The 16,154-nt window shown below is 43.0% G+C and carries 15 protein-coding genes; 1 reads left to right on the top strand and 14 read right to left on the bottom strand.

Going from position 1 to position 16,154, the window contains the following annotated elements; genetic code table 11:
- Positions 1 to 144: 144 nt before the first annotated feature.
- From PAV_RS23055 to PAV_RS23105, 13 genes are all read right to left on the bottom strand, one after another.
- Positions 145 to 1,164 (bottom strand): ABC transporter permease, encoded by a 1,020-nt coding sequence (locus PAV_RS23055; RefSeq protein ID WP_005550244.1) that lies wholly within the window; start codon positions 1,162 to 1,164, stop codon positions 145 to 147.
- The gene (locus PAV_RS23060; protein ID WP_005550245.1) at positions 1,161 to 2,309 is read right to left on the bottom strand and encodes an ABC transporter permease; all 1,149 of its coding nucleotides are present in this window, start codon (positions 2,307 to 2,309) and stop codon (positions 1,161 to 1,163) included. Before PAV_RS23060 ends, PAV_RS23055 begins: the two co-directional genes overlap by 4 nt.
- Positions 2,310 to 2,329: 20 nt before the next feature.
- Positions 2,330 to 3,262: an ABC transporter ATP-binding protein gene (locus PAV_RS23065; RefSeq protein WP_238555902.1), complete on the bottom strand. Its 933-nt coding sequence runs from the start codon at positions 3,260 to 3,262 to the stop codon at positions 2,330 to 2,332.
- Between the two features lie 548 nt (positions 3,263 to 3,810).
- The gene (locus PAV_RS23070; protein WP_040736635.1) at positions 3,811 to 4,047 is read right to left on the bottom strand and encodes a hypothetical protein; all 237 of its coding nucleotides are present in this window, start codon (positions 4,045 to 4,047) and stop codon (positions 3,811 to 3,813) included.
- A 290-nt stretch (positions 4,048 to 4,337) separates the two neighbouring features.
- On the bottom strand, positions 4,338 to 4,463 hold the full coding sequence (locus PAV_RS37750; RefSeq protein WP_157267213.1) for a transposase: 126 nt from the start codon (positions 4,461 to 4,463) through the stop codon (positions 4,338 to 4,340).
- The gene (locus PAV_RS33755) at positions 4,442 to 4,702 is read right to left on the bottom strand and encodes a transposase (RefSeq protein ID WP_040736637.1); all 261 of its coding nucleotides are present in this window, start codon (positions 4,700 to 4,702) and stop codon (positions 4,442 to 4,444) included. The genes PAV_RS37750 and PAV_RS33755 overlap by 22 nt, the downstream gene beginning before the upstream one ends.
- Before the next feature lie 6 nt (positions 4,703 to 4,708).
- Complete coding sequence (locus tag PAV_RS33760) at positions 4,709 to 5,056, bottom strand: winged helix-turn-helix domain-containing protein (protein ID WP_005550247.1); 348 nt, start codon at positions 5,054 to 5,056, stop codon at positions 4,709 to 4,711.
- A 102-nt stretch (positions 5,057 to 5,158) separates the two neighbouring features.
- A complete protein-coding gene (locus PAV_RS23085; RefSeq protein WP_238555903.1) occupies positions 5,159 to 7,444 on the bottom strand; it encodes a collagenase in 2,286 nt (761 codons plus the stop codon).
- The gene (locus tag PAV_RS36470) at positions 7,444 to 8,322 is read right to left on the bottom strand and encodes a M9 family metallopeptidase N-terminal domain-containing protein (protein ID WP_238555904.1); all 879 of its coding nucleotides are present in this window, start codon (positions 8,320 to 8,322) and stop codon (positions 7,444 to 7,446) included. The genes PAV_RS23085 and PAV_RS36470 overlap by 1 nt, the downstream gene beginning before the upstream one ends.
- 397 nt (positions 8,323 to 8,719) lie before the next feature.
- Positions 8,720 to 9,091, bottom strand: coding sequence for a LytTR family DNA-binding domain-containing protein (locus PAV_RS35660; protein WP_005550248.1), 372 nt, complete (start codon positions 9,089 to 9,091; stop codon positions 8,720 to 8,722).
- A gap of 196 nt (positions 9,092 to 9,287) precedes the next feature.
- Positions 9,288 to 11,261: a collagenase gene (locus tag PAV_RS36475; protein WP_051135201.1), complete on the bottom strand. Its 1,974-nt coding sequence runs from the start codon at positions 11,259 to 11,261 to the stop codon at positions 9,288 to 9,290.
- A gap of 5 nt (positions 11,262 to 11,266) precedes the next feature.
- Positions 11,267 to 12,451, bottom strand: a complete 1,185-nt coding sequence (locus PAV_RS36480; protein ID WP_051135202.1) for a M9 family metallopeptidase N-terminal domain-containing protein — start codon at positions 12,449 to 12,451, stop codon at positions 11,267 to 11,269.
- Positions 12,452 to 12,849: 398 nt separating this feature from the next.
- On the bottom strand, positions 12,850 to 13,308 hold the full coding sequence (locus PAV_RS23105; protein ID WP_005550250.1) for a GNAT family N-acetyltransferase: 459 nt from the start codon (positions 13,306 to 13,308) through the stop codon (positions 12,850 to 12,852).
- Between the two features lie 774 nt (positions 13,309 to 14,082).
- On the opposite strand from PAV_RS23105, the gene PAV_RS23115 reads away from it, so the two are divergent.
- A complete protein-coding gene (locus tag PAV_RS23115) occupies positions 14,083 to 14,709 on the top strand; it encodes a glycoside hydrolase family 25 protein (protein WP_005550253.1) in 627 nt (208 codons plus the stop codon).
- 278 nt (positions 14,710 to 14,987) lie between these two features.
- Here the strand turns inward: PAV_RS23115 and PAV_RS23120 are convergent, their stop codons facing one another.
- Positions 14,988 to 15,887 carry a chitosanase gene (locus PAV_RS23120; RefSeq protein ID WP_005550255.1) on the bottom strand — a complete coding sequence of 300 codons (900 nt, stop codon included), beginning with the start codon at positions 15,885 to 15,887 and terminating at the stop codon, positions 14,988 to 14,990.
- Positions 15,888 to 16,154 lie beyond the last annotated feature (267 nt).

Consider the following 16,154-nt stretch of genomic DNA (forward strand, 5'->3'; position numbering starts at 1 on the left):
TTTTTGATCTACCACAATTGTTTCTATGTTCATATCACGTCCTTACCTTTTCACTCCTTACGAAAACGGAAACAAATATAAGTAGAGTTGCGAAGCTAAGCATATATATCAGTTGCTGTGAAGAAGCTGCAATACCTTTCCCGGCTATAACATCTCTACCTGCTTGCAAAAACCATGTTGTCGGGAAAAAATCTCCGATCTGCTGCGCAAATTTAGGCATGATCTCCCGCGGCCAAAAACACCCCCCAGCATTAACATAGGAAAGTAAAGTAAAGTCGAGAGCGAACCAGCCATTAGGCGGGTGTTCGCGAATCTACTGATTGCTACACCTAGTGCGACACAAACAAGGGAAAAAGCCAAGCACACGAGCAACACTTCTTGTTTCTGCTCGGAGGTCTGCCCAAATGGAAAATCTACTATGCTAGATATAATGCTCAGTAACAATACGGATTGAATAGCAGCGATCACAAAACATGCCAGCATGTTTTGTATGAGATAACTAAATCTTGATACGGGCGTAACTGCAATACGATCATACACACCTGATAATTTATCTTGCAAGATTAAACTGGTGGAAAATGTCATAAGAAATATCATACCAGAAGCAATAAATCCTAATGATTTTACCGCATTGCTGACGTCTCGTTCTGAACCTGCATACTTAAGCGTACTTTCATATGTAACGTTAAACGCACTCTTCTTGTAGTCGTCCATGCCTTGGTAAAAAATCTTCTCATCACCTCCAGACGCTCTTGCAATTTGTTTTGCAGAGGATACATAGCTTGACACATACACTTTTACAGGACCAAAGATGTCAGTACCTGCTAAATCATAGATTAATACAGAGACGTCGTCACCATTCAACAAGCTTTCGGTAAAGCCCTGCTGAAAAAGCAACCCACCATCTAGTTCTGAATTAATAACCATGCTTTTGACATCATCATTGCTCGTCAGATTGATAATCTTGTACTGCCCCTTTAATTGTTCTATAAAATCTTGAGTAAACAAGGTATTGTCTTCATCTATTATCCCAACCTTATATTGAACTTCCTGAGATGTCGCCACAATCAAAAAAACAGTCAATAAAATCGGTATAACAAAAATAAACAACAAACTCCAACCCTTCTGAAAAACACGTCTAATACAATTAAGAAATATTGTCATTCTACCGTCCTCCTCGAAGCAGCCAGACTTACAAGCACAATTCCGACACAAATTAATATCATAAATCCAATATGAATAAGTGCCTGCTCCACTTGATTCCCATAAACGACATTGAAAAGAGCAGTCTTAGCGTAATAGCTTGGTGATAGATAGGCAACTGATCCAAAGTCCACGATTACAAAACCGCCAACGATGAAAGTCCCCCCCAGCGTTATAAAATTGGATAATGATTGTGCTTTTTGAATGTCACGTGTAATAATAACCAGCATCAACCCGAGTAGTGTAACGAGTATGGATAATATAAACAAAGTAAGAAGTACAACTATAATATGGTTTCCCCAATCCACACCATATACGTACTTTGTAAACAAGAGTAAGATGACCCCTTGGAAAAATGTCACCAATGACAACCCAAGTGCTTTGCCAAGATATTGTTCATACGGTTTCACAGCAGACAAGCGAATTCGATTACCTAAAGTGCCCAAATAGTCTTCAGACGCCATAACAATACCGTATTCTTGCCCGTATAATAATAGCATCAGTATCATCGCTATGCTGTAATACCCCATCGCAGTCGTCGCTTGCAAACTTGAACTTGTTAAGGATTGTTCTTTGACATTCTCTTCATTATTCTTCTGTCGCTCGGAACCCATCGCATCGACTTCTGTTTGCCCTGTTATGTTGTAAATAACGCTAGACGTATTCATCAAATTGGTTAGACTACTTACAATGTTCTTAACAACCAGCGTAGGTACACCGTAATCTGTTGATAAGTAGACATTGACGACATGGGGGAGAACTCTATCGTCAGAGAAATTATCAGGAATAAAAATAATGGCATCTGCTTCATCCTTATTAATAAGAGCTTTGCCATCATCTAATGACGTAACCGCCTTTAGTTCCGCAAGCTCAGTAACATCATTTGAATGTAAAACAGCATCAAAAATAGCGCCATACCTGCCTGAATCAAGGTTTGCATAAGCTATTGTTACCTTCCCCAATGACTTTTGTATATCATATGTACTGCCGAATACCGAACCCAAAATGAGGATAATGATAGCATAAGTAAGCAAATTTATTAAAATTGCTTTTGGATTCATGATCATCCGTTTAACCGCATAGAACATCTGGAACAAAATATTCATTGCATATCCTCTTTTCCGATTTAATCACGCAACTTTTTGCCTGTTAATTGGAGGAAAACAGTTTCCAAATTCGGTTTTTCTACTGCCATATATTTTATATTAAAGTGTTGCTTGATTAATTGTTCCAATATAAGAGGAATACAACTGTCATCTTTGTCTAGTTTAATTTCTAATATCTCTTCGTGAACACTAAAGGACAAAACTCCATCAATGGACTCGATTACTTTGACAGATTCCGCTGTATTAGCAGTAAACTCCAATCTTAGGCACTGTTCGTGGATATGGTCTGCGATTAATTCGTCAATTGTCCCAAGTGCAATTAACCGACCAAAATCCATGATAGCAACGCGATCACAGATTGCTTCGATTTCTTCCATATAGTGAGTCGTATAAATGACCGTCGTGCCTTCTTTGTTCATTATACGGATAGATTCTAAAATATGATTGCGTGATTGCGGATCAACCCCAACCGTCGGTTCGTCCATAAATAGAACACGCGGTTTATGCACAATCGCACAAGCAATATTGAGCCTTCGCTTCATGCCGCCTGAAAAGGTGCTCACTTTCGATTTCCTTCTGTCCCACAGACCCGTAAACTCCAGTGCCTTCTTAACCATTTGTGCTAACTCATTTCCTCGCAGACCATACAATCTGCCCCAATAAGTGACATTATCTATCGCATTTAACGTTTCAAATACAGCAATTTCCTGAGGAACGTAACCAATTTTACGTTTAATTTCTGTTGCATGTGTTGAAAAGTCTTTGCCGAATATCTTCACTGAGCCACTGTTAAAACGTAAAAGTCCTAATATCGCATTCATCAACGTAGACTTCCCAGCCCCATTAGGTCCTAGCAACCCAAATATCTCACCTTCACGTATACTCAGATTAACCCCTTTCAACGCATCGAGATTATTGTATTTTTTGACCACGTCTGAAACTTCGATTATCATACGCACATCCTCCATAATACAGGTCGTCATGTTCTACCCCCACATTAATAGTAAATGCCTAGAAGATTCGAATAAATTCAATCAATAATGATCTACTTGATCAAGCTCCACATTGTGTAACTCAATCTATAAAAAAAATAGCGACCTAAATATCCATAGGTCGCTTACTCTTATTTATTTGTGCCTTACTCATGTGTAATTTTCGACATTTTTCAAAAAAACATAGCTTCGCCCTCTCGTCCAGCCATATTTTTCACCGCACTACAAGCTACTTGTTATGTCTCCTTATGACCAATAACGTGCCGTAACATCGGTTATTGCCAGTCAGGTATTGTTTCATCTTCATCAATATCATTGATAGTGTTAATTTGTTATAAAAAAAACGACATATATCACGTTCAAATGATACTCCTGTTCATAAACTTTGTCAATAGTTGTCAGATGCTTTGTCATTAGATGTCAAAACTTTTGTCAATTGGTGTCAGAATATGGTTTGAAACTGTAAATATAGTCTGTTACAGTTCTTTTAGTGACTGAGTCATACTCACTTACTTTATGCAAAGGGTATTTCCGGACGTTACCATATTCTCCAGTCCTGACGGAGCAGCCTTCGAGATTGCCCAAACGATTGGCGGAATGTTGTTCTCTCCGTTCTTTCTTGGCATCGTCATTGCCAGTTGTTTAGTCGGCGGTGTCTCCGCCCAAATGGGCATATCACGCTTGCTATTTGCAATGGAGTGACCGGATGCTGCCAAACAAGGCTTTCGGTTATCTGCATCCGACAACGGGTATCGCTGCTATTCTAATTTACGCTCATAGAGTTTAGAACGCAACATTGTCATAGCTTGTGTATTCGCTCAATTTTTTTTACAAACTTTCTCAACATATTTAGCAAAAATGCGTAGGTATCGAAAAGATAATCAATCCGCAAAAAATGTTGCCCTCAAAATTATATAAGTTGAACAATGATTTACTAATTGTCCTGATTCCATCCAAATGTAAAGTCGGTCAATGATTTTGATAGGATCAAGCATAATGTTGTTCATAAAAACTTTCACATTTTTGCAGATGTCATCTACGGTGTGCAGAACACGTTATTAATGACATCGGATTTCAGCCACTTCCAAAGCCCTTCTGCAATATTGAGTTGCGAGCTGTACGGAGGAAAAAATATAAAGTTTAAGCGAGGATACTCATCCAAAAAAGGGCGAATCGGTTTGGCGTGTAATGGATACGGGCATTATCTAAAACTATCACGATTTTACCAGTCGGGTAGGCCTCCAGAACTTGCTTGAGGATTTTTAAAAACGTTGCAGCAGTGTATTCTTCATCTTCGCACCAAATGATCTTGCCAGTCACATGATCTACCGAGGCAAGTAATTTCACGCCACGATGCTTACCTGTTATTTGAATGATGCGCTGCTGCCCTTTGGCAAACAAAGTCCGCTATAAAGCTTGATAATCACGAATCATGCTCTCATCCTCAAACAGTAAGTGATCTATTTCGCCATTATCGAAATTTTTTAACCCTGGAAAAGTTCCTTCGACAAATTCTTTTTGTTTTTCTTCATCAGCAGCTTCTAAGGTATAAGTTGGTTTCGTATAGCTCATGTCCAACCGGTGCATAAGCTTAGATACACCACGATTCACATAAGAAGACCCGAACTCACGGAGGACATACGATGCATTGATCCCCAAAGTCCAGTTGAACTTTGCTGTATAGCCTACTTCATGCGGCACATGATCGATAATGGTCTGTTTGAGCTGGATTTGATGAATCGAATTGTGTTTCATGCTTTCCCCTTCAAAGCAACGCTTAGCACGAAAAAAAGCGTGCCGCTCAGTTATGAGTGACACGCTTTGCCGTTAACGATAACCTAACATCGGTAACCTATATTATTGAATTTGGAGCTTGTAGTGAACATCCTCATTGGCTAACTTGTACACATATAAATGATACCGGCCAGGCTCTGCCTCGACTTGACCCTTCATCCAATTTCCATCGATATCGACAGGATACAGAACCTGCTCATTATCGCCCTCGCGGTACAATACCCAATTAACGTGTTCGCCCTGTTGCTTTTCCAATCCAATGTTCAACGAGGTTGGCTTGTCCAAGTCAATCATGAACACATCCTGCTGGTCGTCTCCTTCAAGCGTTCCATTTACCATCCGGCCTAATGGCACCGGTCCGTTAGCCATGTCAGGCGCATCATTCGGTTCAGACTCCTCAAATAAAGACACCTCTGATTCCGGCTGTTGCTGCGCTTCCGACTTAACAGACAGACGATACGACTGATCTCCATCTGTTGCCGCATATACGTGCAAATAATAGGTTCCCGGCTCGGAAACGGATATAGAGCCAGCTAAGCTGTTCCCTTCCCTTTTAGTCGGATAGGCCTTATAATTGTCCGGGTCAGACTCATGGAATAGCACCCAAGCTACTCCCTGTTCCTGCGCCGATTCCAATTCGATTGTCCATTCCCCTGCCTGTTTCGCGTCAAAACGATAAATATCCACCACATCATTTTTACTCAATTTACCGGAAATCGTTTTTCCTGTATCGTCGAGGCGTACAGCTTTTTTCCATGTATCGTTTGGCTCAGAATCCGCTGTATCTTGTTGATCGCCGTCTTTATCCCCATTGTTGCCTTCGTTGCCGTTTCCGGGATTGGTACCGCCATCCGGCAATTCTACATCCCCGCCGTCTGCACCTTCGGGAAGCTTGCCATCGAACACAACATCATATACAAAATTGCCTTCATCATTAACACGATAATTAGTAAAGTATGCCGTAAGCGTCTTGTATCCGTTCCATGGTTTGTCTGACAAAGCTTGCAGGAAGCCATCCGTCAACTTGTTCATCGTCTGCCAGTCTTGTTCTACTCCTGCAGAAGCACCGCCGACATAAGTGCCGCGCAGTTCGTACGACTTGAACAAGTGGGAATTACTTTTCTTAACGCTTCTGTTGCTCAGCCCAGCCAAGTTCGTGATCTCATCGTAGATTTCAAGTTCCGGCTTTGGCTCTACTGCTTGCAAATAGTCATCAGACACAAGCGGTACCGATAATTTGTTATAGCGTGCAACCTTCTCTTCAATGGAGCGTTGATACGATTCGTTCAAGCGAGCATCACTGCTTATGGATGCGAGTTGCTGCTCATAAGCATCCCCATCATTGTTCCGGATCGCACGATGAATCCGATCCATTGCCGTGAAATCATGATGATATAAATAATCGTAAAGTGCAAAAGAATAATTATAAAACTGCCCGGATCCATATTTCGAATTTACGGTATCCGATACAGTGAAGCGCTGCCCTGGCTCATCCCTAACCAAATAGCCGACAACCGACTTGCGGGGCTGAATACCCTCCATTCGCGTGGCGCCAGCGAAGAATTCAGCTCCCCCTTCATCGAACCATTGCATGCGTCCGCCTTGATACAAAGGCCCTTGGCCAAACATGCCAGGTATCTCAAAGCGTGCTTGCAAATAATGCGTGAACTCGTGCCGGAACAACTCCTCCAAACTATAAATGCTTTGAGCTTCCGTGCGATCATATGTAGCGAAGGTACCGTCCCCTTCGATGTAAATGCCGCCGTTGTCCGTAGGATATCCGTACAAAAACCGGTTCATGTTATATTCATATGGACTGTTATAAATAACGATCGTAAGCACATCGTCCGGATTTCCTACCTCTAACGGCTTATCATTGCCGATGACCCGGTGGAATTGGGCCTTTACTTCCTTCGCCGCCCAATATAGGCGTTGAAGCTGCTCTTGGGTCAATTGGCCCCCCGCCCGAATCACAAACTGGCCGTCATCGAACTCAACTCGCTGCGGCAAATAATGTTCCTTCCCGCGCTGCTTCAGTTCGTCTATATCAACCCGGTTGCCGTAAGCATCCTTCTCATCGTAATTATGTGCAATCTGATCGGCTGCTTCGAAATAGAGCTCCCCAAGCTTCGGCTTCGTCTGCATCACGTTCGTCAGTACCCGGTTCGCTTTCTGTGGGTCGCTATGATAATGCCCAAGCGCGCCAGAATAGGAAATCGCATTGAGGGTCAGCCATTCCTTATCCTCTGCTGTGGAACCTTCGCTCCCCAGACGGAATAATTGCTCCAAATATCCGTCGATGTTGCCCTTGAATTCGGCCTTCTGATCCGGCTCAGTCATGCGATACATCAGAACATACCAAACACCTGGATTACGTCGTAGAGGGCCGTTCCTGATAAGGAATCACCACCCAATTGCTCTTGTCGATCATTAAAGTCTGACAAAAGCCCGGTCAACCGGTTGACGATATACGCATCGACCGTGACGTCAGAAATCAGATTGCCCGTTGCCGAAATAACTGAACGCTGAACTTCATTTCCCCAAGTAAAGGACGGATTATCAACAATCGCCTTCATAGCAGGCAGCATTTTCTCACGGAAATCCAGCTCATTAAGGCGACTCAGCTCCTTATTGTAGTACCCCAGGTACACACCGGAACGCAGTACCTCTATCAGCGTTGGAATGCCTTGCGTATCCTCGGTCGTAAATCGTCTTGCGCTCTCCTCCAGCCGATCAATGAGCGCTTGCATGCGATTTTCGTCCGAATAAAAACGACGTGTGTTCTCATTAAATTTGAATAGTTCAGGAATATTTTTCCAATCAATACTTACCAGCAAATCTGTAAGCTCCTCATACGACATCGCACTCAAGTCAGCCATGCTGTATTTGGACTGCCCTCTTATGCTCTTCAAAGCTTGAGCAGGAGGCTCCGGGATCCCTGAAGCTTCAGACTGTTCTGTCATCGGCAGCCTTCCTTCGATACCAAGCGGCAAATCAGATACAGAAGGATCTTGCTTTGCGATTACATTGTGAATTCCAAACTGAGCGGCATCTTCACGAACCTGTAGTCCTCGCTCCTCAGCCGCTGCGAAGCCCGCTGTACTCCCCGTCGCGACAGTGGCCGCCAATAGAATTGAAGTCCACTTCATCCATGCTCGTTGTTTCATCTGCTCTTTCATCTGTTGTTTCTTCTGTTTTTTCGTTAGTTGTTTCGTCTGTTGCTTCATCTGCAGTCTATCCCCCATGTGTATTTGTTTACGTTCACGATTGATGAACGATACACCTAATATCGGTTTCATACAGAGCTGCAGTCATGCATCTAAAATCCTATTTTTATTACTGCATAGCACTTTCGAATCACTCACATGTTCCCGAATTTAGGAAAATGAACATCATGTTTCATCCCTCAGAAACCTACACAAGGGCGTTTCGACTCATTTCACTATGATTGTCGAATTTTGCAAATGAAGAGGAAACCACTCTAAAAAAAGATCATACAAAATCAGTTTTCTTTTCATTTAACTAGAAGAATATCCATTGAATATATCATAAATTCCGTGGAAATGAGTTGGATTTTATCTTTTTTGGAAAAAATAATAGGCAGCTCTCCGCTGCCCTATATTACTATATTAAGTTTTTCCGATAGATTCGTTTATAACCACCTTCCAGTAGCAGCGCTGATTCTACAAACTCCCAACCTTGTCTCTCGTAAAATCCAATATAATTCGTATTCAAATATAAACTGTCATATCCGAGCCGCTTTGCCTCTTGTACAACAATGCTAGATTTAGATGCACGGAAAAACTTCTTGCCCTCAACTACCTGTTCGAGCTCGTACAGCTTCTGTTTCGATTCAAACACCTTATCCCTGCAATACATAAATACTTTGTTATCCACTGATTCAAAATAGTACACATCGCTGAGCTTGATTTGGTGAATCATATCCCAGCCCATGAGCATCTTATTTTTTACTTTTATCCGACCTATCAGACTCATGATTTCATCATTGACTTCATGACATCATATAATAATCTCTTCTTCCTAACCTAAAGGCAGATTGAATCGTTCCATGCTTCCCCCTTCAAAGCAAACGCTTGATAAACGAAAAAAGCGTGCCGCTCAATTAAGAGTGACACGCTTTGCCGTTAACGACAGCCGTATATGGAACCGACTGACAGCATTTGAAATTATATTATTGAATTTCGAGCTTGTAACGAACATCCTCATCGGCAAATTTATACACATACAAATGATACCGTCCAGGCTCCGCCTTCACTTCACCCTTCATCCAATTTCCGTCCATATCAACAGGATACAGAACCTGCTCATTATCGCCTTCACGGTACAATACCCAATTTACGTGTTCGCCCTGCTGCTTTTCCAATCCAATGTTCAACGAGGTTGGCTGGTCCAAGTCAATCATGAACACATCCTGCTGGTCGTCTCCTTCAAGCGTTCCATTTACCATCCGGCCTAATGGCACCGGTCCGTTAGCCATATCAGGCGCATCATTCGGTTCAGACTCCTCAAATAAAGACACCTCTGATTCCGGCTGTTGCTGCGCTTCCGACTTAACAGACAGACGATACGACTGATCTCCATCTGTTGCCGCATATACGTGCAAATAATAGGTTCCCGGCTCGGAAACGGATATAGAGCCAGCTAAGCTGTTCCCTTCCCTTTTAGTCGGATAGGCCTTATAATTGTCCGGGTCAGACTCATGGAATAGCACCCAAGCTACTCCCTGTTCCTGCGCCGATTCCAATTCGATCGTCCATTCCCCTGCCTGTTTCGCGTCAAAACGATAAATATCCAGCGCATCTTTATTACTCAATTTACCGGAAATCGTTTTTCCTGTATCGTCGAGGCGCACAGCTTTTTTCCATGTGTCGTTTGGCTCACGATCCGCTGTATCTTGTTGATCGCCGCCTTTATCCCCACTGTTGCCTTCGTTGCCGTTTCCGGGATTGGTGCCGCCGTCCGGCAAACCTACATCCCCGCCGTCTGCACCTTCTGGAAGCTTACCATTGAACACAACATCATAAACGAAATTGCCTTCATCATTAACACGATAATTAGTAAAGTATGCCGTAAGCGTTTTGTATCCGTTCCATGGTTTGTCTGACAAAGCTTGCAGGAAGCCATCCGTCAACTTGTTCATCGTCTGCCAGTCTTGTTCTACTCCTGCAGAAGCCCCCCCGACATAAGTGCCGCGCAGCTCGTACGATTTGAACAAGCCAGAATTACTTTTCTTAACGCTTCTGTTGCTCAGCCCAGCCAAGTTCGTGATCTCATCGTAGATTTCAAGTTCCGGCTTCGGCTCTACTGCTTGCATATAGTCGTCAGACACAAGCGGTACCGATAATTCGTCATAGCGTGCAACCTTCTCTTCAATGGAGCGTTGATACGATTCGTTCAAGCGCGCATCATCGCTTATGGATGTGAGCTGCTTCTCATAAGCATCCCCATCATTGTTCCGGATCGCACGATGAATCCGATCCATAGCCGTGAAATCATGATGATATAAATAATCGTATAGTGCAAAAGAATAATTATAAAATTGCCATGATCCATATTTCGAGTTTACGGTATCCGAAACAGTGTAGCGCTGCCCCGGCTCGTCAGCAACCAAATAGCCGACAACCGACTTGCGGGGCTGAATACCCTCCATTCGCGTGGCGCCAGCGAAGAATTCAGCTCCCCCTTCATCGAACCATTGCATGCGTCCGCCTTGATACAACGGCCCTTGGCCAAACATGCCAGGTATCTCATAGCGTGCTTGCAAGTAATGGGTGAACTCGTGCCGGAACAACTCCTCTAAACTATAAATGCTCTGTTCTTCCGTGCGATCATACGTAAAGAAAGTACCGTCCCCTTCGATGTAAATGCCGCCGTTGTCCGTATCATATCCGTACAAAAACCGGTTCATTTTATATTCATCTGGACTGTTATAAATAACGATCGTAAGCACATCGTCCGGATTTCCCACCTCTAGCGGCTTATCATTGCCGATGACACGGTGGAACTGAGCCTTCACTTCTTTCGCCGCCCAATATAGGCGTTGAAGCTGCTCTTGAGTCAATTGGCCGCCGGCCCGGAACACAAACTGACCGTCATCGAATTCAACTCGCTGCGGCAAATAATGATCCTTCCCGCGTTGCTTCAATTCGTCTATATCAACCCGGTTGCATAAGCGTCCTTCTCATCGTAATTCCGTGCAATCTGATCGGCTGCTACGAAATAGAGCTCCCCAAGCTTCGGCTGCGTCTGCATCACGTTCGTCAGTACCCGGTTCGCTTTCTGTGGGTCGCTATGATAATGCCCAAGTGCGCCGGAATAGTAAATCGCATTGCTGGTCAGCCATTTCTTATCCTCTGCTGTGGAACCTTCGCTCCCCAGACGGAATAATTGCTCCAAATATCCGTCGATGTTGCCTTTAAATTCGGCCTTCTGATCCGGCTCAATCATGCGATACATCAGAACATACCCAACACCCTGGATTACGTCGTAGAAGGCCTTTCCAGACAAGAAATTACCACCCAATTGCTCTTGGCGATCAGTAAAGTCTGACAAAAGCCCAGTCAACCGGTTGACGATATACGTATCGACCGTGACGTTAGAAATCAGTCTGCCCGTTGCCGAAATAACTGAATGCTGAACTTCATTTCCCCAAGTAAAGGATGGATTATCAACAATCGCCTTTATAGCAGGCAGCATTTTCTCACGGAAATCCAGCTCATTAAGGCGACTTAGCTCCTTATTGTAATACCCCAGATACACACCGGAACGCAGTACCTCTACTAGCGTTGGAATGCCTTGCATATCCTTGGTCGTAAATTGTCTTCCGCTCTCCTCCAGCCGATCAATGATCGCTTGCATGCGATTTTCGTCCGAATAAAAACGCCGAGTATCCTCATTCAATTTGAACAGCTCGGGAATCTTTTCCCAATCGATGCTTACCAGCAGATCAGTAAGCGCCTCATACGACATTGCATTCAAATCGGCCATGCTGTATGTGGACTGTTTGCTTATGCTCTTCAAAGCCTGGGCAGGAGGCTCCGGGATCCCTGGATCTTCAGACTGTTCTGCCATCGGCAGCCTTCCTTCGATATCAAGCGGCAAATCAGATACAGAAGGATCTTGACTTGCGATTACATTGTGAATGCCAGATTGAGCTGCATCTTCGCGAACCTGCAATCCTCGCTCCTGAGCTGCTGCGAAGCTCGCTGTACTCCCCGTCGCGACAGTGGCCGCCAACAAAATCGAAGTCCACTTCATCCATGCTCGTTGTTTCATCTGCTGTTTCATCTGTTGTTTCTTTTGTTTTTTCGTCAGTTGTTTCGTCTGTTGCTTCATCTGCAGTCTATCCCCCATGTGTATTTGTTTACGTTCACGATAGATGAACGATAAACTTAATATCGGCATCACACAGCGCTACAGTCATGCATCGATATTCCTGATTCTCTTTGAGCATAGCACTTTCGGCTCATGGAAATCTTCCCGGAATTAGGACGAAGACCATACAAAATCGTATCTCGAAAACCTTTACAAGGGCGTTTTCACCCATTTCACCATGAATGTCGAATTTTGCAAAAAAAGAGGCAGCCACTTTAAAAAAAGAGCCTACAAAATTACTTCCTTTTCATCTAACTAGTGAAAATACCCTTTGAATAAATCATGAATTCCGGGAATTTGAGAGGAATTTTATATTTTTTGGCAAAAATAAAGAGCAGAGATTTCCTCTGCTCTGTCAATTACTGAGTTAAGTCTTTCCGATAGATTCGTTTATAACCACCGTCCAGCAACGGCGCCAATTCTTCAAACACCCACCCTTGTTTTTCATAAAACCCAATGAAATCCGTGATCAAAAATAAGTTATCAAAACCCTGCCGCTTTGCTTCTTTTATGGCATGGTTTTGCAGTTCTGCCCCAACGCCCTGCCCTCTTGCTGCCTCCGTGACATATAAGCTTGCCATCCATGGGTATAAATCCTGACGGCATTTTAAATCATTCATCCATAGCGATACCGTTCCTACCGGCTGCCCGCACAGCAAGGCCACGAATGTCATCGGCACACGGTCAACATATACATGATGTTCCACTGCGTATTTAATCGCTTCGTATGGCTTTTCACTCGCCCATTGCTTCCACAGCCATTGGCTGACTTGCTCCAGTAAATCCATTCTTTCACTTAAATTGATAATGTGCAGCAAAATAAACTCTCCTTCACCTTTGAATGTTAGTTTCATTTGTCATATGTGATCAGTATTGCTGTTATTGGTTCATGGATGTTTTCGTTATCGTAACAAATCTACGGAATGGCGAACAACCCATATGTAACAAAAAATAAAGCAAATGAAGACGAAGCAGAAAACCATATAAAAAACAATATGCTATGCTCTGTAACAATTAGCGTTGAAAGGGTGACCATAAGCCAATGATCTACTAATCCGATTCCGTATAAGAGAACATCGTAATCGTACATTTGCGACTTTTCTGGAGGATTAGTGCGGCTTTTTGATTCGTATGGAATTCCCGTTCCAAATGATTTGCGACAGTGGATTATTCATCGTATGACTCTTCTATGTGAGACATTGAGAAATGGTGCAGCCGCTGGAAATCCTGCTTTTCAAAAGATGGTTGATGAAGGACACGTAGCACACTATGAGAGTGAAATTCGGTTTGTAACCATTCATTTCGAAGATTGGAATTAGAAGCAAATTGACTCATTTAGCCTCAGTGACAATGACACACTTAGAGGAAGGAAAAAATCCCCCGCATCCAAACAACGGATGCGGGATTTTGCTGTTATCTGAAATGGGGGCTTTATCTTCCTAGGTAGTGCCCATTATGTTCTTCACTTTTAAATGAGATTCTATGAAATGTGTGTGTAGGCTGATTATACATAATGTATGTCCATATTACGAATAATGAGGGTGTGCGAACATTGCAAAACATGAAAATTTTATAAGTGAAGGAGTATTCAGATGCAATCTCGGTCAGAATCGGATGTAAAAGGAATTGATGTATCACACTGGGAAGGAAAGATTGATTGGGAAAAGGTGAAGTTGGAAGGATTTCAATTTGCCTACGTCAAAGCATCGGAAAGTACATCAACGAAGGATCCCAATTTTTCTAGGAATGTTAAAGGCGCAAAGGAAGCAGGGTTATTGGTTGGAGCGTATCATTTTGCTAGACCAGATAAAAACAAGGCATCCGACGAAGCCGAGCATTTTGTATCGTTTTTAACTCAATATCCAACTGATTTGTTGCCAGTTTTAGATTTAGAGGAGCCCGAAGATCCTAAAAAGATTAGTGTCACGGCACTAGTTCAATGGGTACAATCATTCATCAATGTCGTAAAAGGGAAAACTGGGCGAGACGTAATGCTATATACAGGTAGTTGGTTCATCGATCTTTTTCAACAGTTTAATAACGCATTATCTGACCTCCCTCTATGGATTGCAAATTACAGGACAACTTCGAGTCCGCCCGACAATGGTGGATGGACAAGATGGACGATATGGCAATATAGCGAAAAAGGAAAAGTTAGCGGAATTGATGGTGATGTTGATCTGAACGTTGCAGGTTCATTAGACGAACTTAAAGGATAAAATATTTTTCTTGGGCAACAAATCACTAAGTTGATAAATGCCTGTGTTCGTTTTCGCTTGAAAAATAGTCACTATTCAAATAGATTGACCCGTGTAGCATTTTTCAATACCGTTAATAGTTATAATCGGAATGTCAATTGGGCATTCAATCAAAGGAAGCAAACTTGGCTCGGCCAAGGATTTGTTTCTTTTTGTTTTTGCAATCACACACTGGCAATGATACATTTTGATGAAGGAGAAAAATCCCGCATCCGAACAATGGACGCGGGATTTTTGACTCATTTCATTTTCCAACTGGTGACTTTTACGACCGCTTCGTCAGCGTTTTTGAGGTCTGCTTTCCCCATATCCCACAGCTGTCTCCATTGCTTTACACGGTTCTTGCCGTTAGGAGGTTGATTATATTGTCTAGTATCTACAATTTTTGTTCTCTCTTCATAAAATTTCTTCATAAATGTCTTCTCGTCGCTACTTTTGCCAGAACGGGACAAAAGGCCCTCAAGTGTTCCAGAATCTCCAGTAGCCCCCTGATTTAAGGCTGTATCGACAAAGGAACCGATCGTTAGAGCAGAATTGAAACCGCGTTTACGCGCTTGCTCCACGCTGTATTTTATGTAAACCTTATAAAAGGTTTGCCAGATTGCCTCTCTCCACGCGTCATTGTTTTGCAATTTTTTGATTTTGCCGCAGAACACTTTTTCGCTGTCTTTAATTTCCAATATTCTCCCCTTCATCGACCCGTTAACACCAATTCGGGACAGGTCGCCTTCGACTGAAGGATTTGAAGCTCCGCTGGCAGCGTCGAATTCCTTGAACAGAGTTGGGCCGTCCGGATAATTGTCGTTGCTCCCTCCTGTAGTGGCTCCAAATATGCCAATGGTATACCCGCGCTTGTCTTTAATATTCTCACAGTACCCATAGAACTCGGTCCAGTTGAGCGAGTCCTGCTCGGGCTTGTTAATGAGCTTCATAATATTGTTCCACTGCTCGCCATCAAGCCCTGTACTGGCACGAAGGAACTTCAGCGTCTTCGGTGAAAAATTGTCATCGTGAGAACTTGCAGCAGAAGCCTTCGATGACAGCAGAGCACTTACTCCGGACAAGGTAACAAGTAAAGAAAATGAGAGCAGGACGATCATTAATTTTGTTCTGTTCATAATTGGCCTTTCGTTGAACATACCAGTAGCACCTCCAAAAATAATGGTTCAAAGCGAAACTCCAAGCGAAACTTCAAACGAACTTCATCTCCTTTCCTACGATAACGAAAAATGATGTGTTGCTTGATTAGTTGTTGCTCTTCGGCATGCCACCCTGAATATTATGATGCTGCATGAAAAAGAATTCTTTACTTATTTGTGAAATATGGAAAAAGACGGGAGATAAAAATCCCCCGCCTTCTTCCTTTAAATGTACTCTTCATTACACTTTCCTACTGGAATATAGTT

Origin of the sequence: Paenibacillus alvei DSM 29, from assembly GCF_000293805.1 — a bacterium.
Lineage (GTDB): Bacteria > Bacillota > Bacilli > Paenibacillales > Paenibacillaceae > Paenibacillus_B > Paenibacillus_B alvei.

Excerpts from the sequence above, each read along its gene's own strand:
- PAV_RS23120 (WP_005550255.1), bottom strand. The coding sequence starts at position 15,887 with ATGTTCAACGAAAGGCCAATTATGAACAGAACAAAATTAATGATCGTC.
- PAV_RS23065 (WP_238555902.1), bottom strand. The coding sequence starts at position 3,262 with ATGATAATCGAAGTTTCAGACGTGGTCAAAAAATACAATAATCTCGAT.
- PAV_RS23085 (WP_238555903.1), bottom strand. The coding sequence starts at position 7,444 with ATGTATCGCATGACTGAGCCGGATCAGAAGGCCGAATTCAAGGGCAAC.
- PAV_RS36470 (WP_238555904.1), bottom strand. The coding sequence starts at position 8,322 with ATGAAGCAACAGACGAAACAACTAACGAAAAAACAGAAGAAACAACAG.
- PAV_RS23060 (WP_005550245.1), bottom strand. The coding sequence starts at position 2,309 with ATGAATATTTTGTTCCAGATGTTCTATGCGGTTAAACGGATGATCATG.
- PAV_RS33760 (WP_005550247.1), bottom strand. The coding sequence starts at position 5,056 with ATGAAACACAATTCGATTCATCAAATCCAGCTCAAACAGACCATTATC.
- PAV_RS36480 (WP_051135202.1), bottom strand. The coding sequence starts at position 12,451 with ATGAAGCAACAGACGAAACAACTGACGAAAAAACAAAAGAAACAACAG.
- PAV_RS23115 (WP_005550253.1), top strand. The coding sequence starts at position 14,083 with ATGCAATCTCGGTCAGAATCGGATGTAAAAGGAATTGATGTATCACAC.
- PAV_RS23055 (WP_005550244.1), bottom strand. The coding sequence starts at position 1,164 with ATGACAATATTTCTTAATTGTATTAGACGTGTTTTTCAGAAGGGTTGG.
- PAV_RS35660 (WP_005550248.1), bottom strand. The coding sequence starts at position 9,091 with ATGAGTCTGATAGGTCGGATAAAAGTAAAAAATAAGATGCTCATGGGC.